Genomic DNA, 25701 nt, shown 5'->3' with positions numbered 1-25701 from the left:
GGCTTCTTTAACAAGCTGCTCTTTGAAATCCTGAGGATATCTTTTACGTTTCATCCATACCCCTCCGTTAATATTAGTTTATATTAATAAGGGGGTATGGCTCAAACTCAATTAAGGGGCTTAATAGCAAGGACATATGACTTAAGAAAAATTTAGCGAAATAAGCTCCGATAAGGATGCCTAAAGAAAGGAGTGTGGTTTTCAAAAAAGCATAGTCCCAAAGAGAATAATTTTTAGCAGCACGTAAGCTTCTGTTTATTAATTCTCTCATTGCGGTGACCTCCTTTAGCTTTTTGTATAAGACAATTATATGCTACAAGTAATAATTTGTAAAAAGTGAGCTATAGGGCGATATGCCATATTTTACATATAGGACCTGTCAAACCCGATGAATGCAACCAGGAAATACTGCTTACACCACACTTCACTTTTGATATGATGGGCTCTATCTATTATCGTCTTTATAAAAGAAAAATTCCTCTTATTAAGGAGGACTTGTCATATAATTCTATATTGGCTTAAGCATCTTAGGTACCCATATTGCTTTGTTCCCTTCCTATGTGTCGCCGCGCCAAAGGCCCTTGGAGCTAGCTTTGCCCATATTTATATTAATCTTACTGTTTAATCAGGTGTACTTTATCAGGACTGAACTGGACCGTAATTTCATTATCAGCTAGCACTTCTCCACCCATAACCTGTTCCGGGTTCACAAAGGCGATTACCGGAAAACCACAGTCAATTACAGCTTTATACAGGTAGTTGTGTGGTAAAAGCCCGGAAACTTTGCCGCCAAAACTATTATCCCCATGGCGGGAGACCCCTTTAAAAATTTTAATGTCTTCCGGTCGTAACAGAATTAGAACATTGGTTCCGACCGGGACAGCCGCTAAAGACTTAAGGCGATGAGGTCCGGCCTGCACCAACACTACCCCATCCTGAGTCCCTACCACCTTACCTGGAATCATGTTTTCAACCCCTACCAGAGAGGCCACGGTACGGCTAACCGGCCTGGTCATAATCTCCCTGGGAGAAGCTTTTTGGATGATCCTCCCCTGCTCCAGGACTGTCACGGTCTCAGCCAGTAGGGGCACCTCACTATAATCATGTGTCACAAACACGCTCGTTATGCGGGTATCCCGCAAGATGCGGGCGAGTTCGGCAGTCAAGGCAGCCCTGGTCGGAACATCCAGCGCCACAAAAGGCTCGTCCAGGAAAAGGACCTCCGGCTCTAAGACCAGCGCTCTGGCCAGGCTCACCCGCTGGGACTCGCCGCCGGACAAATAGCGCGCCTGGCGTTCGGCAAGGTGCGCGATTCCCAGGCGCCCCAGCCATTCACTTACCCTGGCCGGGATGGTATCCACTTTAAAACCCCTCAGCTTCAATCCGGAGGCCACGTTATGATAAACAGTGGTATCCAGAAGCAGCGGCTCCTGGAAGACCATGGCCATGCGGCGGCGGTAAGCAATAGGTTTTTTCCAATCCACCCTGTCCCCTTTAAAGAACAGCTCTCCTCCGGTAGGCCGTTGCAAAAGCATCAGCACCTGCATAAATGTACTCTTACCGGCCCCGTTTGGGCCAATCAGGGCTACCGCTTCTCCTTCCTCAAGAGAGAAGTATTCAATGTCAAGGATTTTTTTTCTCCCTTTGGTCAGGTTTAAATTTTTTACTTCTATAATATTATTATTGCTCATACAGGCCTCTTCTGTTGTTGGATGGTGAGAAATAAGGTGACACCGTAGGCAAGCGCCAGGAGGATTACGCTTATAGCTATGGCCACATCCAGGTTGCCCTTGGAGACTTCCAATACAGTCGCGGTAGTCAAGACCGAAGTTTCTCCCTTGATGTTGCCTCCGACCATCATGGAGGCTCCCACCTCGGAGATAACCCCTCCGAAACCGGCCATCACTGCCGCCAGGAGCCCCATCCTGGCTTCGCGCACCAGGAACAGGAGGGTCTGCCACCAGGTAGCCCCCAGGGCAATTATCTGCAGCCTTATTTTGGGATTTAACTGCTGGATGGCGGCGATGGTAAAGCCTATTACAATAGGTGAGGCAATAATGGCCTGGGCCAGTACCATAGCCGTTGGCGTATACATCAGGTGGAGGAAACCAAGCGGACCGTTCCGCCAGAGGAAAATACTCACCCATAATCCCACCACAACCGGCGGCAGACCCATCCCGAAATTAACCAGGCTGACCAAGAGCCTCCGCCCCGGGAAAACGGATAAAGCTAAAAATACACCTACAGGGAGCCCGATTATAACGCTGATCAGGGTAGCAAGACCTGAAACCTTAATAGTTAGCACTGTAACCTGCATGATTTCACGGTTTCCCTGCAAGAGCATTTCGCAGGCCTTAATTATCCCTTGCCAGATAATCTCCATATCAGTTACCACCTTTTCATGGTCTTTTTCGTAAATAGTTGTTAGGCTATTACACCCGACCAATAAAAAACGGCAGGTTATGCGAAAAGCATCATCTACCGTGTGTGGTAATCAGGTAGTGTTCTCCTTTCCGCAGTGGGAGGTGCGCAGGTTTCCCATACACACCCTTCCGGCCCATTAACCATAACTACCAAGTCCCAGGTAAGCAGGCTCGGAGAACTCATATACGGATCAAGTCTATTGAAAAATAAAAGGCTCTCTAGTATCTACAAAAGCGTAATCATTTTTCAACATAAAGCGACTCCTTCGCTTCTTTTATCATTTTATTTACTGGAATTTATAAAGTCAATAAATATCTAATAAAAATAGGGTTTGGCAAATTTAGTTTAAAAAGCTATAATAGTATAAGTTCAAGACATTACAAAAATTTGTATTGCCTGGTTTTTTTATTTTTCAAGACCTCTACCAGACTATTATAGATAATAAAATGGATTGTTTGGTAAAAAAAGGGGTATAATTTCAATTAATAGTTTTTTCTTCTTTCCATTACAGTATCCGGTTTATTTTTTGAAGGCCCCCTCTTCAGATGAAAAAATCTGTCTGGGAGGTAATGGCGGCAAATAAGGGCCATCATTTTGCGCAGGAGGTGGTAGCAGCATATTTTAAAGTCAGCTTGCCGCTCATTATATTTAAAATTAAGGTTTCTTAAGGTGGTGTTTGGATTTTGTTTAGTGGGCTATCTATTTATGCAGTGTATGCGTCATTGCTCGGTATTCTTTTCGCATTATATCTTGCTTCCTGGATTCTGAAACAACCGCAAGGCAATAAACGCATGATCGAGATTTCGGAGGCTATCCAGGAAGGCGCCATGGCTTACCTGACCCGTCAGTACAAAACCATCGCGGTGGTCGGCATTATCATCGCCGTCTTACTCTTTTTCGGTTTGGGCTGGATTACTACTTTGGGCTTCATCATCGGAGCTGTCTTCTCGGCTCTCTGCGGATACGTAGGCATGACCGTCTCGGTAAAGAGTAACCTCAGGGTTTGTGAAGCAGCTAAGAAAGGTCTGCCTGCCGCACTGGCTTTGGCCTTTAAAGGCGGCTCTGTAACCGGCCTCATGTGTGTCAGCCTGGGACTTTTGGGCGTGGCAGGCATGTATATTCTTTTTAGAGACCCGACCTACCTGATCGGGCTGGGCTTCGGGGGCAGTCTAATCAGCGTTTTCGCCCGTCTGGGCGGCGGTATTTACACTAAAAGCGCCGATGTCGGGGCGGACCTGGTCGGCAAAGTGGAAGCCGGTATTCCGGAAGACGACCCGCGCAACCCGGCTGTTATCGCCGACAACGTGGGTGACAACGTAGGTGACTGCGCGGGTATGGCTGCCGACCTTTTTGAAACCTATGCCATTACAGCCATCGGAGCCATGCTGCTGGGACAGATATTCTTCCCCGGCAACGAGCATTACGTGGTATACCCTCTGGTGCTTGGCGCTATTGCCATCATCGCCAGTATTATCGGCGTCTTCTTTGTTCGCATGAGCCAGGGCGGGGAAATCATGTCCGCACTGTACAAGGGCTTATTTGCCGCGGCAATTATCTCTCTTATCGGCTTTTACCCCGCCACAACCTATTTCTTCGGTACCCCGCAGTATTTCTATGCGGCAATTGTGGGCGTGGCAGTGACGCTAATCATCGTTTTCCTTACTGATTACTATACCTCAACACGGTACAAGCCCGTTAAGACGATCGCCAAGGCCTCGGAATCCGGCCATGCCACCAACATCATCAGCGGTTTAGCGGTTGGTATGGAGGCCAGCGTCTCACCGGCCATCGCCATCGTCGCCGGTATTGTGCTATCGTACCTTATTGGCGGCATCTACGGAGTCGGCATTGCTTCAATGGCCATGCTTTCCATGACAGGTATAGTCGTAGCTATTGACTCGTACGGCCCCATTACCGACAACGCCGGCGGCATTGCCGAGATGGCCGAACTGCCGCCTGAAATCCGCAATATTACCGACCCGCTCGACGCGGTGGGCAATACCACCAAAGCGGTAACCAAGGGTTATGCCATCGGCTCCGCCGGTCTTGCCGCCATTGTGTTGTTTTCCTCCTACACCCAGGAAATCACCAGGTTCAGGGGCGAGGCGCTCAGCTTCAATATCGAGGACCCCTGGGTTCTGGCAGGTCTTTTAATTGGCGGAGCGCTGCCCTTCCTCTTCTCCTCACTGGCCATGGGCGCCGTCGGCAGAGCCGCCAACGAGGTGGTCAATGAAGTACGCCGCCAGTTCAAGGAAATAAAAGGCATCATGGAAGGCAAAGCAAGGCCGGAATACGGCCGCTGCGTCGATATCGTCACCAAGCGGGCCATCAAGGAAATGATGTTGCCCGGCCTGATCCCGGTTGTAGTGCCCATTCTGGTCGGCTTTCTGTTGGGAGCAAAAGCGCTAGGCGGTATGCTGATGGGCGTAATTATCACCGGTCTCTTCCTGGCCGTGATGCTGACCGCCGGCGGCGGCGCCTGGGACAATGCCAAGAAATACATCGAAGACGGCAATTTCGGCGGCAAGGGTAGCTTTGCCCACGCTGCGGCAGTGACCGGGGATACTGTGGGTGACCCCGCCAAAGACACCGCCGGCCCGGCCATCAACCCGATGATTAAAGTGGTCAACATTGTCGCCCTTCTCATCGTAAGCTACGTGGCCATGATTGTACGTTAAAAAAAGTCTCACATATAAAAAACGGGGACTCCCGGTACGCACCGGCAAGGTCCCCGTTTTTTTATGATATACACAATCTCGCTGATAAACTTACCCCACGCTTCGCTCTCTGAAGGCAATTTCCCTTTTCTGTTCCAGCAAGTCGACAAAAGCTTCAAGCCGGGTTTGTATACCCGCTTCACCAGAGTGCTCATCCATGATCAGTGTCAGGGAAGGAATATTCAAGTCGCAACTGACATCAGGCAGTATGCTTTCAGCTACGATTTCGGGCATGCAGGTAAATGGAAACACCTGGATTAGTCCGTTATAACCGGCCTTTGCATAAAGGACCGCAGACCCTATTGTTTCCTGGCCATGCCCGCCGACGAAATGCCGCAGATATGGATGAGCCGATGCGCAAACCTCATTTCTCCGTCTTTCGCCTTTCAATAATCCTCCAAGGAGATGGTTGTTTACCCATTCACTTAAGTAAATAGAACGATCCACTTCAACCCCCAAAGTGCCCAGACTGCGCTCCAGGTGCTGGTTCGAAAAAGGCTCCAAAAGGGTGTAAATCTCCCCGACAAGGCCAATTTTTAAGACTGTTCTCTTATCGTCAACCACTACCTCCCTGAGCGCATCTCCGGCTTTTTCCACCGCGTAATTTAAACCATCCCAGGTGCAGGCGTCATCAATGAGGGCCAGTGCCTTCCGGTAAGCTGCGTCCGTTGCTCCAACCACTGTTTCACGAGGACGCAGTTGGAAAGAAGCCCTTTCAACGTCATCGACCGCCTTTGCTTTCCTGTAGCCAAAGCGAACCGCCTGGAAAATATCCCGCCAGGACTTCTTTCCTGCGATTCGTTTTATTTTTGCCAGTAATTCGGTAATATGGCGGTCAGGCGGTTCAAGCACAATAAAATCCATATCTCGACCGATATCCTTTAATATTGCATGTTCTATCTGGGCGTAATAGCCAAAGCGGCACGGTCCGCAGCCGCCGCCCATGATCACGGTATCGGCGCCCAGTTCACCAGCCTCTATAAAGTTGCCAAGGTTTAATTTCAAGGGCAGGCAGGCAAATTCAGGACCATGCTTCACCCCAAGACTCAAAGTTCTTTTACTGGAAGGCGGCGGTACCACAACATCCAAGCCCAGGCGCTGCAGCATCGCCTTTAAAGGAATATACATGTTCCCCATATGGGGAAAGGTTACCCGCATTCATGATCCTCCGTTCCTTTAATGTCTTTTGTTGCTCTATAAAATTTGAGTATGGACAATTTCATGAGTTTTATGCAGAAATAAACCCAAGGCCGGGCGCCTTGGGATAAGCTTTCAAACATGTATGCAAGTCAGCCCCATAACACATGCCGCTGGCACAAAATTTGCAGAAGAGAATAATATGAATCCTGCTTTGTCCAAGTCTTTTTGTGGGTGCGGTTTCAATCGCACTTGCGCAGTGAAGCAGTTTAAGGGATTTCTGCTCACCTTATTAATTCTGCTTTTCTATGGGCCATGTACGAATGAATTCGCACCCGCATTTATTAGCAGAGCAATGCTCAGCAGAGGAACTTTGCAAAATAGTCCAGTACCAGGGAGGTTCACTTGCTGTAGAAAAGGCCTACTTTTGACAGCAGCGCCCACCTTCTATACAGACGGCGCAAAGAACCTCTGCAGGCCTGATAATTTTCTATCGTCTCTCTGAACAAACGGCGGGCTTTCTCCTTGTCGTTGTAATTTAAAAACAAACTGCCCGCCAAGTAGTGGATTTTGGGTGATCCGTATTGCAGCAACTGTTGGTAAAGATTATCAATCTTTTCACCGTCCTGACTTTGTTGGAGGTAAATTCTTGCCAGATACAGGTATGGTTCACCGAAACTTATCTTTGGGTTGATGACAACCGCTTTTTCAATCTCAGCCCTGCCCTCCTCGATCCGGCCAAGTTGATAATACGAGGCCCCACGGTAAAAATGAAATAAAGGGTGGTCCTCCATCTTGTCAGCCGCTCTATTTAAATATGACAAAGCCTGCTCATATTGCCCCTTCTGCAGGAAGGATTCGCCGAGCTCCAGGTAGGCTTCAGCGTTGGCGGGATTGACCCTTACTTCTCTCTGTAGTTCCCGCACTCTGTTGGACCTCCTCCAGGAGGCGGTAAAATCAGGTAATAAGCCAATAAAACGCCTCTCTACAAGGAAAAGAATCAACAGCATGACAACAAGAGCTAACAAGGGGTTGCGGGTGAGCAAGGTTAATAATATGTAAAATCCAAATATTTTCATGTTGACCCTCCGTGGTAAGGATATAGAATCATTATATCAGATAAACCAGGGTTGAAAAAAAAAGAAATTCTACTTTTTTCCTATAAACATGGAGGAAATATAACAATTTTGTTGAATATATACAGCAGTTTGAAGTATCCAGCTCACCCCCCTGATTATATCTCCTGCGTATTATAGAATCTTTGTAGAAAGTGAGCGTTGAAAAATGGCAGATTATACGGTTCAGCAAGTGCTTATCGATTTCAACAAGGAGTTTACGCAGATTGCTCTACCTGAAGATGCTGTTAAGCTTGTTAGACCACAGGATGGTTTATTAAAGTCGCTCAGAGAACATGATGCCCCTTTCATCAAGATCTGCCCGCCGCAGGTAAATACGGATATATTTTTTGATATCTTGAAAGAGGTTTCCGTCATCACTGTAAAACACAAACCGGACTTGGAGGGTGATATTAGCGAAATTTTCAGTGCTTTACCGGAGGATGCCGCGGCCAGAGAAACTTTTGTCAGACAAGCTTTCACACCTGGTACAAACCTGTTGGATTATTTCAAAAAAAAGGTATCACCCGAGACCTTTGGTTTTATCTTAAGCCATGCGGTCAGGCCCTTTATGAAGCTATACGCCCGGCAGGTTTCTGCTTTTTATGACCCGGAGCAGTGGTATAAAGGAACTTGCCCGGTATGCGGCGCCAGGCCCACCCTGGCGTTGCTGGAAAAGGAGGACAAGAAGAGATACCTCTATTGCGGTCTGTGCGAGGCAAGGTGGCGGTTCCAACGTCTGGGCTGCCCATATTGTTTGAACCACGAATCGCGGTTCTTCACGGTGGATGGCATGGAGCAATACCGCGTTTATTATTGCGACAACTGCCACGGCTATATTAAAACTGTCAACGAGTCCATGCTAGATAGCAGCAGTTTGGATTTATTCTGGGAAGATATCAATACAGTCCATCTGGACCTGCTGGCCATGCAGGAAGGTTATGTCAATCGACCAGCTGAAATTATTGAAAAATAATATAATTCCAGCAGGAGATCTGTCTGAAATGGCGTAATTAAAATTGTAAATATTTGAAAGGGGTGTAATTTTATATGCCGCACATAGGAGCTCCCGAGTTGATCCTTGTTTTGGCGCTGGCTTTAATTATCTTTGGACCCGGCAAATTACCCGACCTTGGTAAGGCGGTTGGTAAAACGATCAAAGAATTTCGCCGTTCCTCCAACGAAATAATGAACGATGTGGAAACAGCAGCGAGTGGTGACAAAAAAGAAGAACAACAGCTAATTAAGGCAGCAAAAAGTTAAAAACCCCCACTCCAAAAACCGCCCGTCATATTAGTGAGGGAATAAACCATGGCTAAAAAAACCGACGAAATGACCGTTATTTCGCATTTGGAAGAACTACGTCGGGTTTTAATTATTTCCATTATTTCAACAACCGTACTTGCTGTGGCATCATACTTTTTCAGCGACAGAATTTTGGCGTCTCTGATGGAACCGCTCACCAAACTTGGCCAAAAAGTATTTTTTACCGGTATCACCGAGGCCATATTTGTAAAAATCAAGATATCTTTCTTCACTGGTTTTCTGGCAGCCCTGCCCATAATCCTATGGCAAATCTGGAGTTTTATTATTCCTGCTCTAAAAAAGAATGAGCGGTTATATTTTACCCTGTTTGTCTTTATATCCTTTATCAGCTTTTTAGGTGGAGTTGCTTTCGGATTTTTTGGGGTTTACAGTATGGGGGTTATTTTTCTGCTCCAGTTTGCCGGCCCCACTCTGACTCCACTCCTGACAATCGACAAGTATATATCTTTTACCATTTCTTTTCTCCTACCCTTTGGAATTGTATTCGAGTTTCCATTAATAAGTTTTTTCCTGGCCAAACTTGAACTGGTGACATACAACTTTTTTGCCCGCAACCGCCGTTATGCGATACTGGGTGTCGTAGCCCTGGCAGCGATAATCACTCCTACCCCGGACTTGATTACCTGCCTCATCGTTAGCGGCCCCATGTATTTGCTTTTTGAAGTAAGCGTGCTGGTTGTACGCATTGTCGAACGCAGGATTGCTCGCAGGAGAGAACGTGAGCGACTGGCCGAAATGGCGGAACCAGCAGTCACAGTTAAATAAACAAGGCTGTGGATATTAATGGTGAAAGGAGGCTTCTAATTTTAAGAATATTCTATAGATAATAAATTTTCAGGAGAGAGAGGCACTAAATTTACTCCGAACCTGGCGATCTAAGGCTTAATATGCTATGATTTCCAGGTCGTTAGGGTATATAAGGGAAACCTGTATGCCTCCCATTTGGAAAGGAGTAGCGTCATTCAGCTATTTACGCGCACTTTTTTGGATAAGGAGGTCAGGTTTGTGAAGCAAAAGATTAGCCGTCGCGATTTTCTGAAGATACTTGGAATTGGTACCGCCGGGTCGGCCTTGCTTAATGGTGTAACAGCCGTGCCGGCCTTAGCCAGCACGGCGGAAGACAAGCTACCTACCTTCGCTTTGGGTGAATTTAAACTGGCCAAGGCCAAAGAAACCCCTTCAGTTTGTGCTTTTTGTGGGTGTGGCTGCGGCCTTATTGTTTATTCGAATGAAGAAGGCAGGATTTTGAACATAGAAGGAGATCCGGACAACCCGAATAATGAAGGCAGCATGTGCTGCAAAGGTATCGCTCTTGGCGACGCCAATACTATTATCGACCCGAAGAACCGCAAGCGTACAGTTAATGACCGGCGGATTATGGACGTTCTGTACCGTGCCCCCGGCGGCGCCAAGTGGGAGAAGAAGGATTGGGATTGGGCTCTTAGTGAAATAGCCAAACGGGTCAAAAACACCCGTGACGCCGCCTTTGAAGAAAAGGACGCAAATGGGGTCACCGTTAACCGCACCCAGGCCATCGCCCACATCGGCAGCGCCTCCTGCGATAACGAGGAGAATTACCTCTTTCAAAAAATGATGCGGTCATTAGGGGTTATCAACATCGACCACCACGCCCGCCTCTGACACTCCTCCACAGTGGCCGGTCTTGGCCAAACATTTGGCAGGGGTGTTATGACCAACAGTTTCACGGATTACAAAAACTCGGACGTTTTCCTGATTATCGGCGCCAACCCGGCAGAAAACCACCCGCAGGTTATGCGCCACATGGGCAGGGCCATGGCCGAAAGAGGCGCCAAGGTTATCGTCGTTGATCCCAGGTTTACCAAAACGGCGACCAAAGCGGATATTTACGCGCCTCTACGCCCCGGCACTGATATCGCATTTCTTTACGGTATTATGAATTACGCTCTTGAAAACAACTTATACTTCCATGACTATGTCGCCAATTACACCAACGCCTCATATCTTGTGAGCCCTGAATATGCCCTTAATGAAGGAGCGTTTAGCGGTTTAACGGAGAAAGACGGCAAATTCTCCTATGACAATACAAGCTGGCAGTACCAAAAAGACGGGGATACCATTAGAAAAGACCCCTCCTTGCAGAATCCTTTCTGTGTATTCCAAATTCTGAAGAATCAGGTCGCCCGCTATGATATCAAAACCGTATGCAGCATCACCGGTACTCCGGAAGATGTATATAAGAAAGTCTGTGATCTCTATTGCTCCACCGGCAAGCCCGATAAGGCCGGCAACCTGATTTACGCCATGGGTATTACCCAGCACACCTACGGCAGCCAGAACGTCCGGGCAACAGCCATGCTGCAGCTGCTACTCGGCAATATCGGCATCGCCGGCGGGGGCGTCAACGCCCAGCGGGGTGAGTCAAACGTGCAGGGTTCCACGGACCAGGGGATCCTCTATCACCTGCTCACCGGTTACCTGGGCTCACCTAGCGCGACCGCCCATGCTAATTTGCAGCAATATATCGAAAAAGAAACGCCCAAGACAGGTTACTGGTCGAATAAGCCCAAGTTTTTAATCAGCATGCTCAAAGCATGGTATGGGGATAAAGCGACTCAAGAAAACGACTACTGCTTTGACTACATTCCCAAACACGACGGTAAAGACCACTCCCATATGGCCATTTACGAGGCTATGGCAGCCGGTACAGTCAAAGGCTATTTTGCCTGGGGGCAAAACCCGGCGGTCGGCGGCCCCAACGCCCTTGCCGCGCGCAGCGCGCTGGAAAACCTGGACTGGATGGTGGCTGTCGATCTGTTTGAAACAGAAACCGCCGCCTTCTGGAAGCGTCCCGGCGTCAACCCGGCCGATATCAAAACAGAGGTATTTCTCCTGCCAACCGCTTTTTCCTACGAAAAAGAAGGGACCGTGGCCAACAGCTCACGCTGGATCCAGTGGCGCTGGAAAGCTGTTGAGCCGCCTGGAGAGGCCAAGAGTGACCTGTGGATTGCCTATAATATGTTTAAGGCCATCCGTAAGGAGTACCAGTCCGGCGGCAAATTCACCGACCCGATTAACAACCTGGTCTGGGACTACGACATGCCCGGCCACGACGAGCCGGATATCATCAAAATAGCCAATGAGATGAACGGTTATGTAGTGGGGGATGGAACCATTCTGGATTCTTTCGCCAAATTAAAAGATGACGGCACTACAGCTTGCGGTGTATGGATTTACACCGGCTACATGTTTGTCGATCCGGTGGCCAAAGTACCTGCTTCACAGCGGCGCGACCGTGAAGACAAAAGCGGACTGGGGCTCTTCCCCAAATGGACTTTTGCCTGGCCTGTCAACAGACGTATCGTCTACAACCGCAACTCAGCCGATCCTTCCGGCAGACCTTGGGATCCGAAAAGGGCTTTGGTTTCCTGGGATGGAGCGCAGTGGGTCAACAACGACGTGCCTGACTTCGGGTTTAAAGATGCCGCAACCGGGGCCTTTATTACACCTGATAAGTCTGCCGTCAATTCCTTTATCATGACCACCGAAGGACAAGGGCGCCTGTTTGCTCCAACGGGCATGAAGGACGGGCCGTTGCCTGAGCACTATGAGCCGGTTGAAAGCCCGGTTAAAAATGCCATGGGCAAATACCAAAGCAACCCGCTGGCAACCAGGTACAAGGGTGACTTTGCCAAGCTGGCAGAAACCGCCAGTCCGGATTTTCCCTACATCGGCACCACACCACGTCTGGTCGAACACTATCAGAGCGGCGCCGTAACTAGAAACTGCCCCACCCTGGCTGAAATACAGCCGGAAATGTTCGCCCAGATTTCTTTAAGCCTGGCCAATAAGTTGGGCGTCAAACCCGGCGACTGGGTGCTGGTAAGCTCCGCGCGAGGCGAAATCAAATGCAGGGCCAATGTCATGCCTGTGGTTAAGCCGCTGCAAGTGGCCGGCAAGGAATTGGAAATAGTCAGTCTGCCATGGCACTGGGGTTACCAGGGAAGGGTACCGGGCGCATCTGCCAACGAGCTCTCTCCCGCAGTCGGTGATCCCAACACCATGATTCCCGAATCCAAGGCTTTTCTGGTTAATATCAGAAAAGCATAGGTTCATACAATTCTGCTCGCGCTTTAATTCCAAGCAGAAACCGGAGGTGTTAAGATGTCGAAAGGTGTTTTGGTAGACGTTACCAGATGCATTGACTGCAAGAGCTGCATGGTCGCCTGCAAAGTATGGAACGATTTACCATCCAGGAAGACGGAATTTTCAAATGATCTGGATGCGGGGCAATTAAACTCCGACACATATACGGTAGTAAACAACTGCATCAGTGAAAACGGCGACGAGGTAGTCTGGCGCTTTGTCAAAAGGCAATGCATGCACTGCAAAGAACCTGCCTGCGAGTCGGCCTGCTTCACCCACTCGTTCGTTAAAACCAAGGAAGGGGCGGTTATTTACAAACCAACCGTGGTTGACCAGGACTACTGCGTGGGCTGCCGTTACTGCATGATCGCCTGCCCCTTTGGCGTACCGACGTTTCAGTGGGAAAAAGCATTCCCCTACGTTGAAAAATGTACTTTTTGCTATGAACGCACCCAGCAAGGCCTTAAAACCGCCTGTACCCAGGCCTGCCCCACCGGCGCTTTGAAATTCGGCGAGAGGGAAGAACTGCTTGCTGAGGCCTGGGAGCGCATCAACACCAACCCCAGATACGTCAAGCATGTCTACGGGGAAAAAGAGTACGGCGGCACGTCCTGGCTGTATATATCGGACGTCCCCTTCGATCAGCTGGGCTTCAAGACCGAAGTATTCAACCGTCCTGTTACGGAAAAGTCAATCCCATCCTTGACCTGGCAGGTACTCAAGTGGACTCCCTACATCTTCGTCGGGTGGGGCGCCCTGCTGACCGCCATGCGCGCTTACACCAAGAGGCGCGCTGAGGTGCACAATGAGGAGGAAATGTACGGGCCTGTTGATCCCAAGGAGTAAATTTCAGTTAACTGGAGGTGAGAATATATGTACGGAAGAAATTGGAGCTTTAGAATTACCTGGTTCAGAATACTGATGATCATAATGGTGCTTATCGCGGTTGCAGCTGCCCTGTACCGTTTCATCTTCGGACTGGGAGCGGTAACCAACTTAAACGACCAGTGGCCCTGGGGCCTGTGGATTGGCTTTGACCTCCTGTGCGGCATCGCACTGGCGGGCGGCGGCTTCAGTACGGCGCTGGTCGTCCACGTCCTGCACCGGGACAAATACCTCCCCATCGCCCGCGCAGCGCTGTTAACTTCCTTGCTTGGTTACATTATCTCCATGGTCAGCCTTTTCCTGGATATCGGTAGATGGTTTAACTTCTGGAGGCCTTTCTTTTACTGGGGTTTCCACTCGGTATTGTTCGAAGTATTCTGGTGTATTTCACTATATACGACTATCCAGGTCCTGGAGTTTGGTGATATCTTCTTTGAGAAGGTGAAGTTCCCAGCTTTGAAAAAGATCCTGGGCTACATGATGACGCCGCTGCTGATCCTTGGCATCGTCCTGCCCAGCCTGCACCAATCCTCCCTGGGTTCGCTCTACATCGTTGCTATTGATAAGCTCTACCCACTGTGGTGGTCCATGCTGATCCCGTTCTTCTTCGTCTGGTCCGCTTTCTTCCTGGGGCCGGCCATGGTTACCGTTGAGGGCACCCTGGCGTCGAGAGCTTATGGACGTCAGCCGGAGCTGCCGGTATTTCAAAGCATGACCAAGCTCACCATGTGGATGATGATCATCTACTTTATCGTCAAGATGATCGATCTCAACTACCGTGGTGTGTTCGGGATGGCCTTCAACGGTTCTTACGAGAGCAACATGTTCTTGATCGAAATGATTGTCTTTGTCCTGCTGCCGATTTTCATGTACGCCATCCCCTCCATTCGCACCAAATTGTGGGGGGTTGTAACGGCTTCTCTCCTGGTGGTAGTTGGTGTTGTGTTTAACCGCATGAATGTGGTCTTCACCGGGATGGCCAAGAGCGTGGGCGGCAGCTACTTCCCGAGCATCTGGGAATTCCTGATTACCATCGGCATGTGGAGCGCGCTGGCCCTGGCCTACCTGTTTATCGTAGAGAACTTCTCTATCCTGCCCAAGGAAGAGCATACTCACAGCACGCACACCAGCTACGGACCAAGCTTCCATGCTTAAATGCTAAGCAAAAGTGTCTTTTCTGGCGGGGGGGAGATCACATCCCCCCATTTTTTCTTGTTTGTCCAAGCATGCTTACTTGTTTTATAATAAACAAAGAATGTACGCGATATAAAATACAAATACCGGAGATGGATATTATGCACGAATGGGCGCTGGCGGAATCCATAATTGTTACCGTCATAAAAGAATCCGAAAAAGAAAAATTAAGCAAGATTTTAAAGGTTACGGTAAAAATCGGTGAGCTACAGTCAATTGAACTTGATATTTTTAAATTTGCCCTGGAAAATATGGTTGAGTTGTACAAACCTCCTGTGGATCTGGAAAATATTCACCTGGAGATAGACAGGTGCATCCTCAAGTGCAAAGTCTGCGGCAATAATTGGAACTACCGTGATACTCCCAAAAAACTGGCAGAGGACGAAAAAGAAGCTATCCATTTTGTGCCCGAAGTTGCCCATACTTATATGAGGTGCACCCAGTGCGGCAGCCCCGATTTTGAAATACTGCAGGGGCGCGGCGTGTGGATCGATTCAATAGAAGGGGAGAAATAATGGATCCAAGACTAAATATTATTAATAAAAGGTTGGAAAACATCAATAGAATCATTGCTGTCTCTGGTGGCAAGGGCGGCATCGGCAAAAGCCAAACCGCGGCGGCCCTGGCGCTGTATCTATCCAGCCAAAATTACCGGGTGGGACTTTTGGATTTGGATTTTTGTGGTCCCTCTTCTCACGTAATCCTGGGGATTGAAGGGGTTTTCCCGGAGGAAGACATGGGTATCATACCACCGCTGGTCAACGGTATTCGTTTTATGTCAATCACGTTCTTCAGCGGCGGTCAACCTTCTCCGCTGCGCGGGGGAGAAATCTCCAATGCCATCATTGAAATACTGGCCATAACCCGTTGGGAGTCACTGGACTTCTTAATTGTCGATATGCCTCCCGGCACCGGTGACCCAACCCTGGATGTAATCCGCCTGATGGAGAGGGTTGAATTTCTTCTGGTCACCACGCCGTCACGGGTGGCCCGGGAAGTAATGAAAAAGGAATTATCGGTATTGAAAGAGCTCCGCATCCCGGTCATTGGAGTCCTGGAGAACATGAAAATAAAAAAGGATTCCCCCGCTGGAGAGGCTCTGGCCGGCCTAAAGGTCCCCTTTCTTGGTTCAATTGACTTTGATGAAGGCCTTGAGGAAGCCCTGGGTGACACTGATAAACTGCTGCATACCAATTTTATCAAACAGTTGGGCCAAATACTGAGCAATTCGAAGATCATATAATAAATTGAAATCGCACCTGCATCGACTGATATTTTCATGATACGTGGCGCCGGCATAGCGGCCCCTATAAACGAACCTGCGAGGATCTACTGAAAATGGATCAAGAGAACAGCAAAAAAATATTTGTAATCGGCGTTGGCAACCTGCTTCTGGGTGATGAGGGTATTGGCATACATCTAATCCAGGCGATGAAAAAGGAGCGCCTGCCCCGTTATGTCGAACTGGTCGACGGTGGCACCGCCGGGATTGACCTGCTGTACTGGCTGGAAGAAGCAGATTACGCTATCATAGTTGATTGCGTTGAAGCCGGGGCAGAACCAGGAGCTATTTTTCGTGTTCCCGGAGATGAGCTGCTCATTAAATCCAAAGGCCAACTCATCTCCCTGCACGATATTAATCTTAGCGAAGTATTATTATTAGCAACTAAAATGAATAAGCTTCCCCCTACGATAATTTTTGGTATCCAGCCGGAGGCTATCGGTTACCAAACCGAGCTGTCACCAACCCTTCAAAATACACTCCCCCGTTTGATGCAACTTATAAAAAAGGAAATATTAAAAATTTTTGCATAAAAAATATTTTATATTATTGTAATTAGAAGGAATTTTAAATATTTAGTGGAAAATTATCATTATATTTCTCCGAGCCGGATTATAACCTAAGCAATTGGTATGGTTTACCGGCCGTTAGGGCTCACCGGGAAACTGCTGGGCCTCCCATTGTGGAAAGGAGATTTTTAAACAAAGGTAAAACTTTGTCCTTTTCACATGGGATAAAGTTTTTTGTGTTTTCAACAGGTTTTTTAGAGATAGTTTTTGCAGTAAATGTCTTTTTGAAAATTTAATTAGCTGCTCCGAGCCAGTTACAACCTAAGCAGTTGGTATGGTTTACTGGCCGTTAGGGTTCATCGGGAAACTGTTGGGCCTCCCACTGTGGAAAGGAGATCTTTAAACAAAGGTAAAACTCTGTCCTTTTCACGTTGGATAAAGCTTTACCTTTTTGTTTTTAGAGGTATTTATTCATTCTAAATCTTATAAAAGGCGCTACTAGAGTCTTATCCGTAAGGGATCCTCTTTAAAATTTTGGCAGCCTAAATGCGACCAAATGTGAAGCATGGTTCATAAGCAACTGGTTAAAGGGGGGTGCATATATAGACATATATAACTTGTTGGGTATTTTATTAATTCATTCACAGGGAGGGTTCTAGAAAACTCATAGAAAGTGAGCGTTTTGAATGACAAACAATACGGTCCAGCAAATGCTTATTGATTTCAACAAGGAGTTTACAAAGATTGTTCTTCCGGATGATGCAGTTACGGTTGTTAGGCCGCAGGCTGGGTTATTAAAGTCGTTAAGGGAAAATGATGTGCCTATAATAAAGGTCTGCCCACCGCAGGCAAATGCGGATATGTTTTTTGATGTTTTAAAAGACGTTGCAGGCATCGTTGTAAAGCATAAACCGGACTTGGAGCGTGATATAAACAAAATTTTAAGCGCTTTACCGGCTGCCGCTGAGGCAAGAGAACTTTTTGTTATGCAGGCCTTCACACCTGGTACAAACCTGCTGGAATCTTTCAATGAGGAATTATCCCCTGAAAGCTTAGGCTTTATCTTAAACCATGTGGTCAAACCGTTTATGAAGCAGTACGCACGTAAGGTCTCTACTTTTTTTGCCCCTGAACAATGGCTAAAAGGCACCTGCCCGGTTTGCGGCGGCAAACCCACCCTGGCACTGCTTGAAAAGGAAGAAGGGAAGAGATATCTGTACTGCGGTATGTGTGAGGCAAGATGGAGATTCCAGCGCCTGGGCTGCCCTTACTGCTCCAGTAATGAATCACGGTTCTTCAACGTGGAAGGAATGGAGCAATACCGCGTTTATTATTGCGACAACTGTCACGGTTATATAAAAACTCTCAATGAGGCCATGATGTTTGACAGCAGCAATTTGGATTTATTCTGGGAAGACATCAATACTGTCCACCTGGACCTATTGGCGTTGCAGGAAGGCTATGTTAATCAACCAGTTGAAATTACTGAGATCGCTCACTTTCATGTCAAAGGAGGTCAAGTTTGAGAAGCAAAAGGACGGCCCCCTGCCGGAACACTACGAGCCGGTGGAAAGCCCGATAAATAACCTGCTGGGTAACCAACAAAGCAATCCGTTGGCTGTAAAATACAAGGTGAATTCGTCAAACTCGCGCTGGTGGCTTCGCCGGACTTCCCGTATGTCGCGACTCCCACCGGCTGGTAGAGCACTACCAGAGCGGCGCCGTGACCAGAAACTGTCCCAAACTGGTGGAACTGCAACCGGAAATGTTCGCGACCATATCACTGGGACTGGCCAATAAACTGATAGTCAAGCCGGGTGATATGTTAGTTATAAACAGCATCCGCGGCGAAATTAAATGCCGGGCCAACGTACTGCCGATCATTAACCCGCTCAAGGTCGCAGACAGGAAAATCGAAATTATCGGCCTGCCCTGGCACTTCGGTTACCAGGGAATAGCGACCGGCGGCACAGCCAACGACATAACACCCAGCGTCGGGGATCCCAACACGATGATCCCAAAATCAAAAGCTTTCATCTGCAACGTGAAGAAAGCCTGGAAGTAGCACCTTAAATCCAATCAGAAACCGGAGGTGTAACGATGTCAAAGAGTGTCCTGGTGGATATTACCAGGTGTATCGGCTGCCGCAGCTGCATGGTTTCGTGCAAGTCATGGAACGACCTGCCAGCCGAGCCGAGCGAGTTCTCCAACAACTGGGACAGCCCGGGGAAATTAAGCGCCGATACCTGGACCAACGTAAGCTCCTATGTGCTCGAAGAAGGCGACCAGCTTAAGTGGCGCTTCGTTAAAAGACAATGCATGCACTGCAATGAGCCAGCCTGTGAGTCGGCGTGCTTTACCCACTCATTTGTCAAGACTAAAGAAGGGGCGGTTATTTACAAGCCTACCGAACTGAATCAGGACTACTGCGTCGGCTGCCGCTACTGCATGATCGCCTGCCCCTTTGACGTACCCGGCTTCCAGTGGGATAAGGCTCTTCCGTACGTGCAAAAGTGCCGTTTTTGTTACGACCGCACGAAGGAAGAAGGACTTGAGCCGGCATGTGTAACGGCATGCCTCACAGGCGCCTTAACCTACGGGGAAAGGGATGAAATGCTGGCACTGGCACAGGACAGGATGAGCAAAGACCCCAGGTACATTAAACATATCTACGGAGAAAAAGAATACGGCGGTACTTCCTGGCTGTATATATCGGATGTACCCTTTGATCAAATCGGCTTCAAGACGGAAGTATTCAACCGCCCTGTAACGCAAAGGTCAATCCCCTCCTTGACCTGGGATGTGCTCAAGTGGACTCCCTACATCTTCGTTGGTTGGGGCGCCCTCTTGACCGCCATGCGCGCTTATACCAAGAGACGGGCTGAGGTGCACAATGAGGAGGATCTGTACGGTCCGGTTGATCCCAAGGAATAGAAATCTAGATAAATGGAGGTGAGAATATATGTACGGAAGGAATTGGAGCTTTAGAATTACCTGGTTCAGATTACTGATGATCGGATTTGTGCTGATCGCTGCAGCGGCTGCCCTGTACCGTTTCGTCTACGGTCTGGGGGCGCTAACCAACTTAAGCGACCAGTGGCCCTGGGGCCTGTGGATTGGCTTTGACCTGTTGTGCGGCATCGCCCTGGCGGGCGGCGGCTTTAGTACGGCACTGATCGTCCATGTCCTGCACCGGGATAAGTACCTGCCCATTGCCCGCGCTGCACTGTTAACATCCTTACTTGGCTACATTATCGCGATGGTCAGCCTTTTCCTGGATATCGGGAGATGGTTCAACTTCTGGAGACCTTTCTTCTACTGGGGTTTCCACTCGGTATTGTTCGAAGTGTTCTGGTGTATTTCCCTTTATACAACAATCCAGGTCCTGGAGTTTGGCGACATATTCTTCGAGAAGGTCAAGTTCCCTGCTTTGAAGAAGATCCTGGGGTACATGATGACTCCACTGCTCATTTTGGGTATTGTGCTCCCCAGCCTGCACCAATCCTCCCTGGGCTCGCTCTATATTGTTGCCATTGATAAGCTCTACCCCCTGTGGTGGTCCATGATCATACCCTTCTTCTTTGTCTGGTCCGCCTTCTTCCTGGGGCCGGCTATGGTCACTATTGAAGGCACCCTGGCTTCCAGAGCTTATGGACGGCAGCCGGAGTTGCCGGTATTTCAAAGCATGACCAAAATAACCATGTGGATGATGATTATTTACTTTATCGTCAAGATGATCGATCTCAACTACCGGGGCGTGTTCGGGATGGCCTTTAACGGCTCGTATGAGAGCAACATGTTCTTGATCGAGATGATTGTCTTTGTCCTCCTGCCGATTTTCATGTATGCCATCCCCGGTATCCGCACCAAGCTGTGGGGGGTTGTAACAGCCTCTGCACTGGTGGTAGTAGGTGTTGTCTTTAACCGCATGAACGTGGTCTTCACCGGCATGGCCAAGAGCGTAGGCGGCAGCTACTTCCCGAGCATCTGGGAATTCCTGATTACCATCGGCATGTGGAGCGCACTGGCCCTGGCCTACCTGTTTATTGTGGAAAACTTCGCGATTCTACCCAAGGAAGAGCATACCCACACGACACATACCAGCTACGGTCCGGGCTTCAATGCTTAATAACAAACGACGCATTCAATGAATTGAGAGATATTCAACCGGCAGTTTTGGCCGATACGTAATAAAATCAATAGATTCAGGAACTTTGAGGGAAAGAGCTGGAATGCCTGAAAAACTATTTATAGGTTTATTCTAAAGTAAAGGAGGTTACTATTAACTAATATGAAAAAATATATTAGCCGCCGTGATTTCTTTAAGTATTTGGGAGTAGGCGCAGCCGGAACGGCTTTACTTCAAGGAGTCGGCGCAACACCTGCTTTAGCTGGAGAAAATTTGCCTAGTTTTGAGTTGGGTACTTTTAAGTTAAAGAACACCAAAGAAACTGCTTCCGGCTGTCCATATTGTGGATGTGGTTGTAGTACTATTGTTTATTCAGAAAACGATAAGGTGGTTTTTATTGAAGGGGATCCTGATAGTCCTATTAATGAAGGGTCTTTATGTCCAAAAGGGGCAGCTCTTCCGGATATCCATAACTTTGTCAATAAAAAGCGTCAGCGTGTACTCAACCCGAATCGGTTAACGGAGGTTCTTTACCGTGCCCCCGGCAGCAACCAGTGGGAAGTAAAAGACTGGGATTGGGCTATACCTGAAATCGCTAAAAGGGTAAAAAAGACCCGGGATGAACACTTTGAAGAAAAAGACGCTAATGGTGTCACGGTTAACCGCACCATGGCCATTTGCCAGATGGGCAGCGCAAATATTAATAACGAAGAAGACTATTTAATTAATAAGCTCATGCGGGGAGCCCTGGGTGTGGTTGATCTTGACCATTGCGCCCGTCTCTGACACGCCCCAACCGTAGCCGGTCTGGCTAATACTTTTGGTCGGGGAGTAATGACTAATAGTTTTACTGATTATAAGAATACAGACATATTTTTAATTATTGGATCCAACCCGGCCGAAGCTCACCCCATGGCCATGCGCCACATTGGCAAGGCCCTGGCAAAAGGAGCCAAAATGATTGTCGTTGACCCGAGGTTTACCAAAACAGCGGCCAAGGCGGATATTTACGTTCCTTTGCGTCCGGGGACAGACATTTCCTTTCTTTACGGCCTGATAAACTATGCCGTTGAAAATGATCTTTATCAACACGAGTACGTGTTTAACTACACCAACGCTTCTTACTTAATCAGTCCCGATTATAATTTTGCGGATGGTGTTTTTTCCGGTTTAGAGGAAAAAGACGGCAAACTATCCTATAACACCGCCAGCTGGGCTTACCAAAAAGACGGCGATAATATTAAAAAAGACCCCACTTTGCAGGATCCCCAGTGCGTCTGGCAAATCATGAAAAAGCATGTTTCCCGCTACGACATAAAAACGGTCAGCAAAGTCACGGGAACCCCGGAAGATATTTTACAAAAAGCTTACGCTACTTATTGCCAGTCGGGAAAACCAGATGTGGCAGGCAATTTAATTTACGTACTGGGAATCACCCAGCACAGTTACGGAACTCAAAACACACGGGCAACTACCATGGTGCAGCTCTTGCTGGGCAATATAGGTCTGCCCGGTGGCGGCCTTAACCCCCAGCGGGGGCAGTCAAATGTTCAGGGCGCCTGTGACGTGGGAATGCTGTGGAATAATATTACAGGCTATCTCAATGTCCCCGATGCGACAAAACATCCCACGTATAAGGACTACCTGGCGGTGGAAACGCCCAAGACGGGATACTGGTCCAACAAACCCAAGTTCCTGGCCAGTCTGCTCAAGGCCTGGTACGGGGAAAAAGCCACCAAAGAAAATGACTTTTGCTATGACTGGCTGCCTAAATCAGACGGGAAAGACCATTCCCACATGTCTTCCTACGCCTCCCTGGCGGAAGGACATATTAAAGGCGTCTTTTGCTGGGCTGAAAATCCTTCCGTAGCCGGGCCGGATGCTTCTCACGAGGCCAAGGCCCTGGAGAACGCGGACTGGATGGTCTGTGTTGATTTATTTGAAAACGAAACAGCCGCTTTCTGGAAGCGTCCGGGAGTAAACCCGGCGGATATAAAAACGGAAGTTTTTGTGCTGCCGGGCGCTCTCATATACGAATCAGAAGGCACGAGAACAAACAGTTCACGCCATGTTCAATGGCGCTGGAAGGCTGTTGAGCCGCCCGGACAGGCAAAAAGCAGTCTCTGGATTGCCGACCGGATATTTAAGGCTGTCCGCCAGGAATACCGGAGCGGCGGCAAATTTACCGATCCTATTTTAAACATGGTTTGGAATTATGATAAGCCGGGACAGGACGGGCCGGATGCAGAAAAAGTAGCGATTGAAATGAACGGTTACAATGTGGCGGACGGTCGGGTTTTAGGTACTTTCGGCGACCTTAAAGATGATGGTTCTACGGCCTGCGGTATATGGGTTTACGCCGGTTATTATTACGTTGACCCCAATGAGCAGAACCCGTCGTTAAAGGTGCCCGCTACCAAGAAGCACGGCACGGAGGATAAAAGCGGGCTTGGCGTATATCCGAAATGGACCTTTGCCTGGCCTTTGAACCGGCGCATTGTTTATAACCGTTGTTCGGCTGACCCGGCCGGACGGCCCTGGAAAAAGGATAAACCCTATATGGTCTGGGACGGAACAAAGTGGATTGCCAACGATGTTCCCGATTTCGGCATCACGGACGCGGCTACAAAAGCGCCGGTACCACCGGAAAAGACAGCCAATGCTCCTTTTATTATGCTTCCTGAAGGACAGGCGCGCTTCTTTGTTCCTGCCGGCTTGAAAGAAGGTCCTATGCCGGAACACTACGAACCGGTGGAAAGCCCGGTGAAAAATTTAATAAGTAAGCAGCAAAACAATCCTATGGCTAAGAGATGGGGAGGCGAATTTGCTAAATTGGCAGAAACCGGCAGCAAAGAGTTCCCTTACGTGGCTACAACCGTCCATTACATTGAACATTATCAAACCGGGGTAAGAACCAGAAACAGCCCCATGCTGGTAGAATTGATGCCGGAACAATTTGCCACCATATCGCCAACTTTAGCCGGTAATTTGGGAATAAAACCTGGAGATGAGATAATTGTAAGCAGCGCCAGGGCGGAAATAAAAATGAAGGCCAATGTTTTACCGATTGTTAAACCCTTAATTGTAAACGGCAGTCCCATAGAAATTGTTTCCTTGCCATGGAGCTGGGGCTACATGGGATTATCCAAGGGAAGCATTGGAAACGATTTAACACCTTTTATCGGTGATGCTAACGTCGTTGTTCCAGAATACAAATCTTTCTTAGTTAACATTAGAAAAGCATAACTATTAGCTTAAGACTAACGAGCTTAAAAGGTGTCCTAGTTCATGTTTCCTAAATAACCTTAGTAATTAATCATGTTTTATGGTATCCTTAAAGTAACAACCTGACTTTTGCAGGAAAGGCAAAGAAAAAAACAGCGTAACCACTTGAAACATAGCGGTTGGCGCTGTTTTTGTTTTGTCATGTTTTCATTGTGGAAATCAGCCTTTTTTCACATCACCTAAAGTATTTTTAATAATAAATGCTTCATGGCCTCCGGTGTAAGATGGGGTACCGACGTTTTAGGAGCTTTTTTCACAGGAAGGGAGATGACTTTCTGGAAATGGAGTATACCTTCAGGTTCCTCGTATTGGGCATAGCGGAAAAAGGAGCCATTGAGCCGCCGATTAGTTGCCGTAATGGGTGATATTACATAGAGATAATCATAATTAGAGGGAAAATATTAGGGTTAGGAAATAGCATAAGTCGGTAATACTGAACACTTCCCGTCAACAGCTGAAAATGCCCGAAAGGCCCTCCACAGAACTCGAAATCGAGTAGACCGTGATGAGCGGTCTCGTGGGTTCGAATCCCACCCTCTCCGCCATATTGCGTAGCAGCAGGGGGGGAACCAGGAGCTATTTTTCGTGTTCCCGGAGATGAGCTGCTTATTGAATCCACAGGCCAGCTCATCTCCCTGCAGGATATTAATCTAAGCGAAGTATTATTATGAGCAACTAAAATGAATACACTTCCCCCCATTATAATTTTTGGCGTCCAGCCTGAGGTTATCGGTTACCAAACCGAGCTGTCACCAACCCTTCAAAATACACTCCACCGTTTGATCCAACTTATCAAAAAGGAAATATTAAAAATTTTTACATAAAAAATATTTTATATTATTGTAATTTAGAAGGAATTTTAAATATTTAGTGGAAAATTATCATTATATTTCTCCGAGCCAGGTTATAACCTAAGCAATTGGTATGGTTTACCGGCCGTTAGGGTTCACCGGGAAACTGTTGAGCCTCCCATTGTGGAAAGGAGATCTCTTAAGCAAAGATAAAACTTTGTCCTTTTCACATTGGACAAAGTTTTACCTTTCCTTTTAAAGATATTGATATGATATAGCTTTGTTATAAGTAATGTTTTTTGAAAAATATCATTATGTTCTCCGAGCCAGGTACAACCTAAGCAATTGGTATGGTTTGCTGGCCGTTAGGGTCCATCGGGAAACTGTTGGGCCTCCCATTGTGGAAAGGAGATCTCGTAAGCAAAGGTAGAACTTTGTTCTTTTCACATTGGACAAAGTTTTACCTTTCCTTTTAGAGGCATTTAATGATTCTTAATCATTTAAAATATCGATACTGGAGTTCCAGCCATAAGGAGTCCTCTTTCGTGAAACGATGCGTTAAATTTGGCAGCTCAGATGCGGCCAAATATGAGACTGGTTTCCAAGTAACCGGTTAAAGGGGGTGCATAGAGACACATAACTTACCGGGACTTTATTAATGTCTGTATAATGGGGTTAAATCCCTCGGCTTCCAGCCGAAGCCTTTAGGTTAACCCAGTAGTAGAATCATCGCTTCTAGCAAAAGGAATACTTAAGCTAGAGGTGATGAAATGCAGAACTAC

General features: G+C 47.8%; 20 protein-coding genes and 6 riboswitches. Of the genes, 15 read left to right on the top strand and 5 right to left on the bottom strand.

Annotated features, from left to right (window positions below; all coding sequences use genetic code 11):
• Nucleotides 1-73: 73 nt before the first annotated feature.
• The 3 genes from Psfp_RS17960 to Psfp_RS17950 all read right to left on the bottom strand — a co-directional run bounded on the left by Psfp_RS17960 (nucleotide 74) and on the right by Psfp_RS17950 (nucleotide 2383).
• Nucleotides 74-271 (bottom strand): hypothetical protein, encoded by a 198-nt coding sequence (locus tag Psfp_RS17960; RefSeq protein WP_134219897.1) that lies wholly within the window; start codon nucleotides 269-271, stop codon nucleotides 74-76.
• Between the two features lie 343 nt (nucleotides 272-614).
• Nucleotides 615-1691 (bottom strand): ABC transporter ATP-binding protein, encoded by a 1077-nt coding sequence (locus Psfp_RS17955; protein WP_134219896.1) that lies wholly within the window; start codon nucleotides 1689-1691, stop codon nucleotides 615-617.
• Nucleotides 1688-2383: an ABC transporter permease gene (locus Psfp_RS17950; protein ID WP_134219895.1), complete on the bottom strand. Its 696-nt coding sequence runs from the start codon at nucleotides 2381-2383 to the stop codon at nucleotides 1688-1690. The genes Psfp_RS17955 and Psfp_RS17950 overlap by 4 nt, the downstream gene beginning before the upstream one ends.
• Nucleotides 2384-2490: 107 nt before the next feature.
• Nucleotides 2491-2611: riboswitch (molybdenum cofactor riboswitch) on the bottom strand.
• 493 nt (nucleotides 2612-3104) lie between these two features.
• Here Psfp_RS17950 and Psfp_RS17945 point away from each other — a divergent pair.
• Nucleotides 3105-5102, top strand: a complete 1998-nt coding sequence (locus Psfp_RS17945; RefSeq protein ID WP_205079618.1) for a sodium-translocating pyrophosphatase — start codon at nucleotides 3105-3107, stop codon at nucleotides 5100-5102.
• Nucleotides 5103-5192: 90 nt separating this feature from the next.
• Here Psfp_RS17945 and Psfp_RS17940 read toward each other — a convergent pair whose 3' ends face one another.
• Both Psfp_RS17940 and Psfp_RS17935 read right to left on the bottom strand, forming a co-directional pair.
• The gene (locus Psfp_RS17940; protein ID WP_134219893.1) at nucleotides 5193-6299 is read right to left on the bottom strand and encodes a CoA protein activase; all 1107 of its coding nucleotides are present in this window, start codon (nucleotides 6297-6299) and stop codon (nucleotides 5193-5195) included.
• A gap of 380 nt (nucleotides 6300-6679) precedes the next feature.
• Nucleotides 6680-7357: a tetratricopeptide repeat protein gene (locus Psfp_RS17935; protein ID WP_134219892.1), complete on the bottom strand. Its 678-nt coding sequence runs from the start codon at nucleotides 7355-7357 to the stop codon at nucleotides 6680-6682.
• A gap of 205 nt (nucleotides 7358-7562) precedes the next feature.
• Here Psfp_RS17935 and Psfp_RS17930 point away from each other — a divergent pair, with 205 nt between their 5' ends.
• The 14 genes from Psfp_RS17930 (at nucleotide 7563) to fdnG (Psfp_RS17865) (ending at nucleotide 24089) form a co-directional block, all read left to right on the top strand.
• Nucleotides 7563-8369, top strand: a complete 807-nt coding sequence (locus tag Psfp_RS17930; RefSeq protein WP_134219891.1) for a formate dehydrogenase accessory protein FdhE — start codon at nucleotides 7563-7565, stop codon at nucleotides 8367-8369.
• Between the two features lie 74 nt (nucleotides 8370-8443).
• Complete coding sequence (gene tatA, locus Psfp_RS17925; protein ID WP_134219890.1) at nucleotides 8444-8656, top strand: twin-arginine translocase TatA/TatE family subunit; 213 nt, start codon at nucleotides 8444-8446, stop codon at nucleotides 8654-8656.
• A gap of 48 nt (nucleotides 8657-8704) precedes the next feature.
• The gene (tatC, locus tag Psfp_RS17920) at nucleotides 8705-9484 is read left to right on the top strand and encodes a twin-arginine translocase subunit TatC (protein ID WP_134219889.1); all 780 of its coding nucleotides are present in this window, start codon (nucleotides 8705-8707) and stop codon (nucleotides 9482-9484) included.
• Between the two features lie 82 nt (nucleotides 9485-9566).
• Nucleotides 9567-9688, top strand: a riboswitch (molybdenum cofactor riboswitch).
• Between the two features lie 36 nt (nucleotides 9689-9724).
• Nucleotides 9725-12808, top strand: coding sequence for a formate dehydrogenase-N subunit alpha (gene fdnG / locus Psfp_RS17915; RefSeq protein ID WP_134219888.1), 3084 nt, complete (start codon nucleotides 9725-9727; stop codon nucleotides 12806-12808).
• A gap of 54 nt (nucleotides 12809-12862) precedes the next feature.
• Nucleotides 12863-13690 carry a 4Fe-4S dicluster domain-containing protein gene (locus tag Psfp_RS17910; RefSeq protein ID WP_134219887.1) on the top strand — a complete coding sequence of 276 codons (828 nt, stop codon included), beginning with the start codon at nucleotides 12863-12865 and terminating at the stop codon, nucleotides 13688-13690.
• Between the two features lie 27 nt (nucleotides 13691-13717).
• Nucleotides 13718-14884, top strand: coding sequence for an NrfD/PsrC family molybdoenzyme membrane anchor subunit (nrfD, locus tag Psfp_RS17905; RefSeq protein ID WP_134219886.1), 1167 nt, complete (start codon nucleotides 13718-13720; stop codon nucleotides 14882-14884).
• Nucleotides 14885-15024: 140 nt separating this feature from the next.
• Nucleotides 15025-15438 carry a hydrogenase nickel incorporation protein HypA gene (gene hypA / locus Psfp_RS17900; protein WP_134219885.1) on the top strand — a complete coding sequence of 138 codons (414 nt, stop codon included), beginning with the start codon at nucleotides 15025-15027 and terminating at the stop codon, nucleotides 15436-15438.
• Nucleotides 15438-16166 (top strand): P-loop NTPase, encoded by a 729-nt coding sequence (locus Psfp_RS17895; RefSeq protein ID WP_134219884.1) that lies wholly within the window; start codon nucleotides 15438-15440, stop codon nucleotides 16164-16166. The genes hypA and Psfp_RS17895 overlap by 1 nt, the downstream gene beginning before the upstream one ends.
• Before the next feature lie 95 nt (nucleotides 16167-16261).
• Nucleotides 16262-16738: a HyaD/HybD family hydrogenase maturation endopeptidase gene (locus Psfp_RS17890; RefSeq protein ID WP_134219883.1), complete on the top strand. Its 477-nt coding sequence runs from the start codon at nucleotides 16262-16264 to the stop codon at nucleotides 16736-16738.
• 55 nt (nucleotides 16739-16793) lie between these two features.
• A riboswitch (molybdenum cofactor riboswitch) is annotated at nucleotides 16794-16914 on the top strand.
• A gap of 91 nt (nucleotides 16915-17005) precedes the next feature.
• Nucleotides 17006-17125: riboswitch (molybdenum cofactor riboswitch) on the top strand.
• A 275-nt stretch (nucleotides 17126-17400) separates the two neighbouring features.
• Nucleotides 17401-18240, top strand: coding sequence for a formate dehydrogenase accessory protein FdhE (locus Psfp_RS17885; protein ID WP_134219882.1), 840 nt, complete (start codon nucleotides 17401-17403; stop codon nucleotides 18238-18240).
• A 110-nt stretch (nucleotides 18241-18350) separates the two neighbouring features.
• A complete protein-coding gene (locus Psfp_RS17880) occupies nucleotides 18351-18779 on the top strand; it encodes a molybdopterin dinucleotide binding domain-containing protein (protein ID WP_153189557.1) in 429 nt (142 codons plus the stop codon).
• Between the two features lie 35 nt (nucleotides 18780-18814).
• Nucleotides 18815-19648 (top strand): 4Fe-4S dicluster domain-containing protein, encoded by an 834-nt coding sequence (locus Psfp_RS17875; RefSeq protein ID WP_134219881.1) that lies wholly within the window; start codon nucleotides 18815-18817, stop codon nucleotides 19646-19648.
• Between the two features lie 28 nt (nucleotides 19649-19676).
• Nucleotides 19677-20843 carry an NrfD/PsrC family molybdoenzyme membrane anchor subunit gene (gene nrfD / locus Psfp_RS17870; protein ID WP_134219880.1) on the top strand — a complete coding sequence of 389 codons (1167 nt, stop codon included), beginning with the start codon at nucleotides 19677-19679 and terminating at the stop codon, nucleotides 20841-20843.
• A 162-nt stretch (nucleotides 20844-21005) separates the two neighbouring features.
• Nucleotides 21006-24089, top strand: a complete 3084-nt coding sequence (gene fdnG, locus Psfp_RS17865) for a formate dehydrogenase-N subunit alpha (protein WP_134219879.1) — start codon at nucleotides 21006-21008, stop codon at nucleotides 24087-24089.
• Between the two features lie 919 nt (nucleotides 24090-25008).
• Nucleotides 25009-25129: riboswitch (molybdenum cofactor riboswitch) on the top strand.
• Between the two features lie 97 nt (nucleotides 25130-25226).
• Nucleotides 25227-25346: riboswitch (molybdenum cofactor riboswitch) on the top strand.
• Nucleotides 25347-25701: the final 355 nt, after the last annotated feature.

This window comes from Pelotomaculum sp. FP, assembly GCF_004369245.1.
Lineage (GTDB): Bacteria > Bacillota > Desulfotomaculia > Desulfotomaculales > Pelotomaculaceae > Pelotomaculum_C > Pelotomaculum_C schinkii.
Note: the sequence above shows the minus strand (reverse complement) of the source record. Positions and strands in the feature narration are given on the sequence as shown.

Coding starts and splice junctions, on each gene's coding strand:
- Psfp_RS17960 (WP_134219897.1), bottom strand. CDS start 271: ATGAGAGAATTAATAAACAGAAGCTTACGTGCTGCTAAAAATTATTCT.
- Psfp_RS17955 (WP_134219896.1), bottom strand. CDS start 1,691: ATGAGCAATAATAATATTATAGAAGTAAAAAATTTAAACCTGACCAAA.
- Psfp_RS17950 (WP_134219895.1), bottom strand. CDS start 2,383: ATGGAGATTATCTGGCAAGGGATAATTAAGGCCTGCGAAATGCTCTTG.
- Psfp_RS17940 (WP_134219893.1), bottom strand. CDS start 6,299: ATGCGGGTAACCTTTCCCCATATGGGGAACATGTATATTCCTTTAAAG.
- Psfp_RS17935 (WP_134219892.1), bottom strand. CDS start 7,357: ATGAAAATATTTGGATTTTACATATTATTAACCTTGCTCACCCGCAAC.
- Psfp_RS17930 (WP_134219891.1), top strand. CDS start 7,563: ATGGCAGATTATACGGTTCAGCAAGTGCTTATCGATTTCAACAAGGAG.
- tatA (WP_134219890.1), top strand. CDS start 8,444: ATGCCGCACATAGGAGCTCCCGAGTTGATCCTTGTTTTGGCGCTGGCT.
- tatC (WP_134219889.1), top strand. CDS start 8,705: ATGGCTAAAAAAACCGACGAAATGACCGTTATTTCGCATTTGGAAGAA.
- Psfp_RS17910 (WP_134219887.1), top strand. CDS start 12,863: ATGTCGAAAGGTGTTTTGGTAGACGTTACCAGATGCATTGACTGCAAG.
- nrfD (WP_134219886.1), top strand. CDS start 13,718: ATGTACGGAAGAAATTGGAGCTTTAGAATTACCTGGTTCAGAATACTG.
- hypA (WP_134219885.1), top strand. CDS start 15,025: ATGCACGAATGGGCGCTGGCGGAATCCATAATTGTTACCGTCATAAAA.
- Psfp_RS17895 (WP_134219884.1), top strand. CDS start 15,438: ATGGATCCAAGACTAAATATTATTAATAAAAGGTTGGAAAACATCAAT.
- Psfp_RS17890 (WP_134219883.1), top strand. CDS start 16,262: ATGGATCAAGAGAACAGCAAAAAAATATTTGTAATCGGCGTTGGCAAC.
- Psfp_RS17885 (WP_134219882.1), top strand. CDS start 17,401: ATGACAAACAATACGGTCCAGCAAATGCTTATTGATTTCAACAAGGAG.
- Psfp_RS17875 (WP_134219881.1), top strand. CDS start 18,815: ATGTCAAAGAGTGTCCTGGTGGATATTACCAGGTGTATCGGCTGCCGC.
- nrfD (WP_134219880.1), top strand. CDS start 19,677: ATGTACGGAAGGAATTGGAGCTTTAGAATTACCTGGTTCAGATTACTG.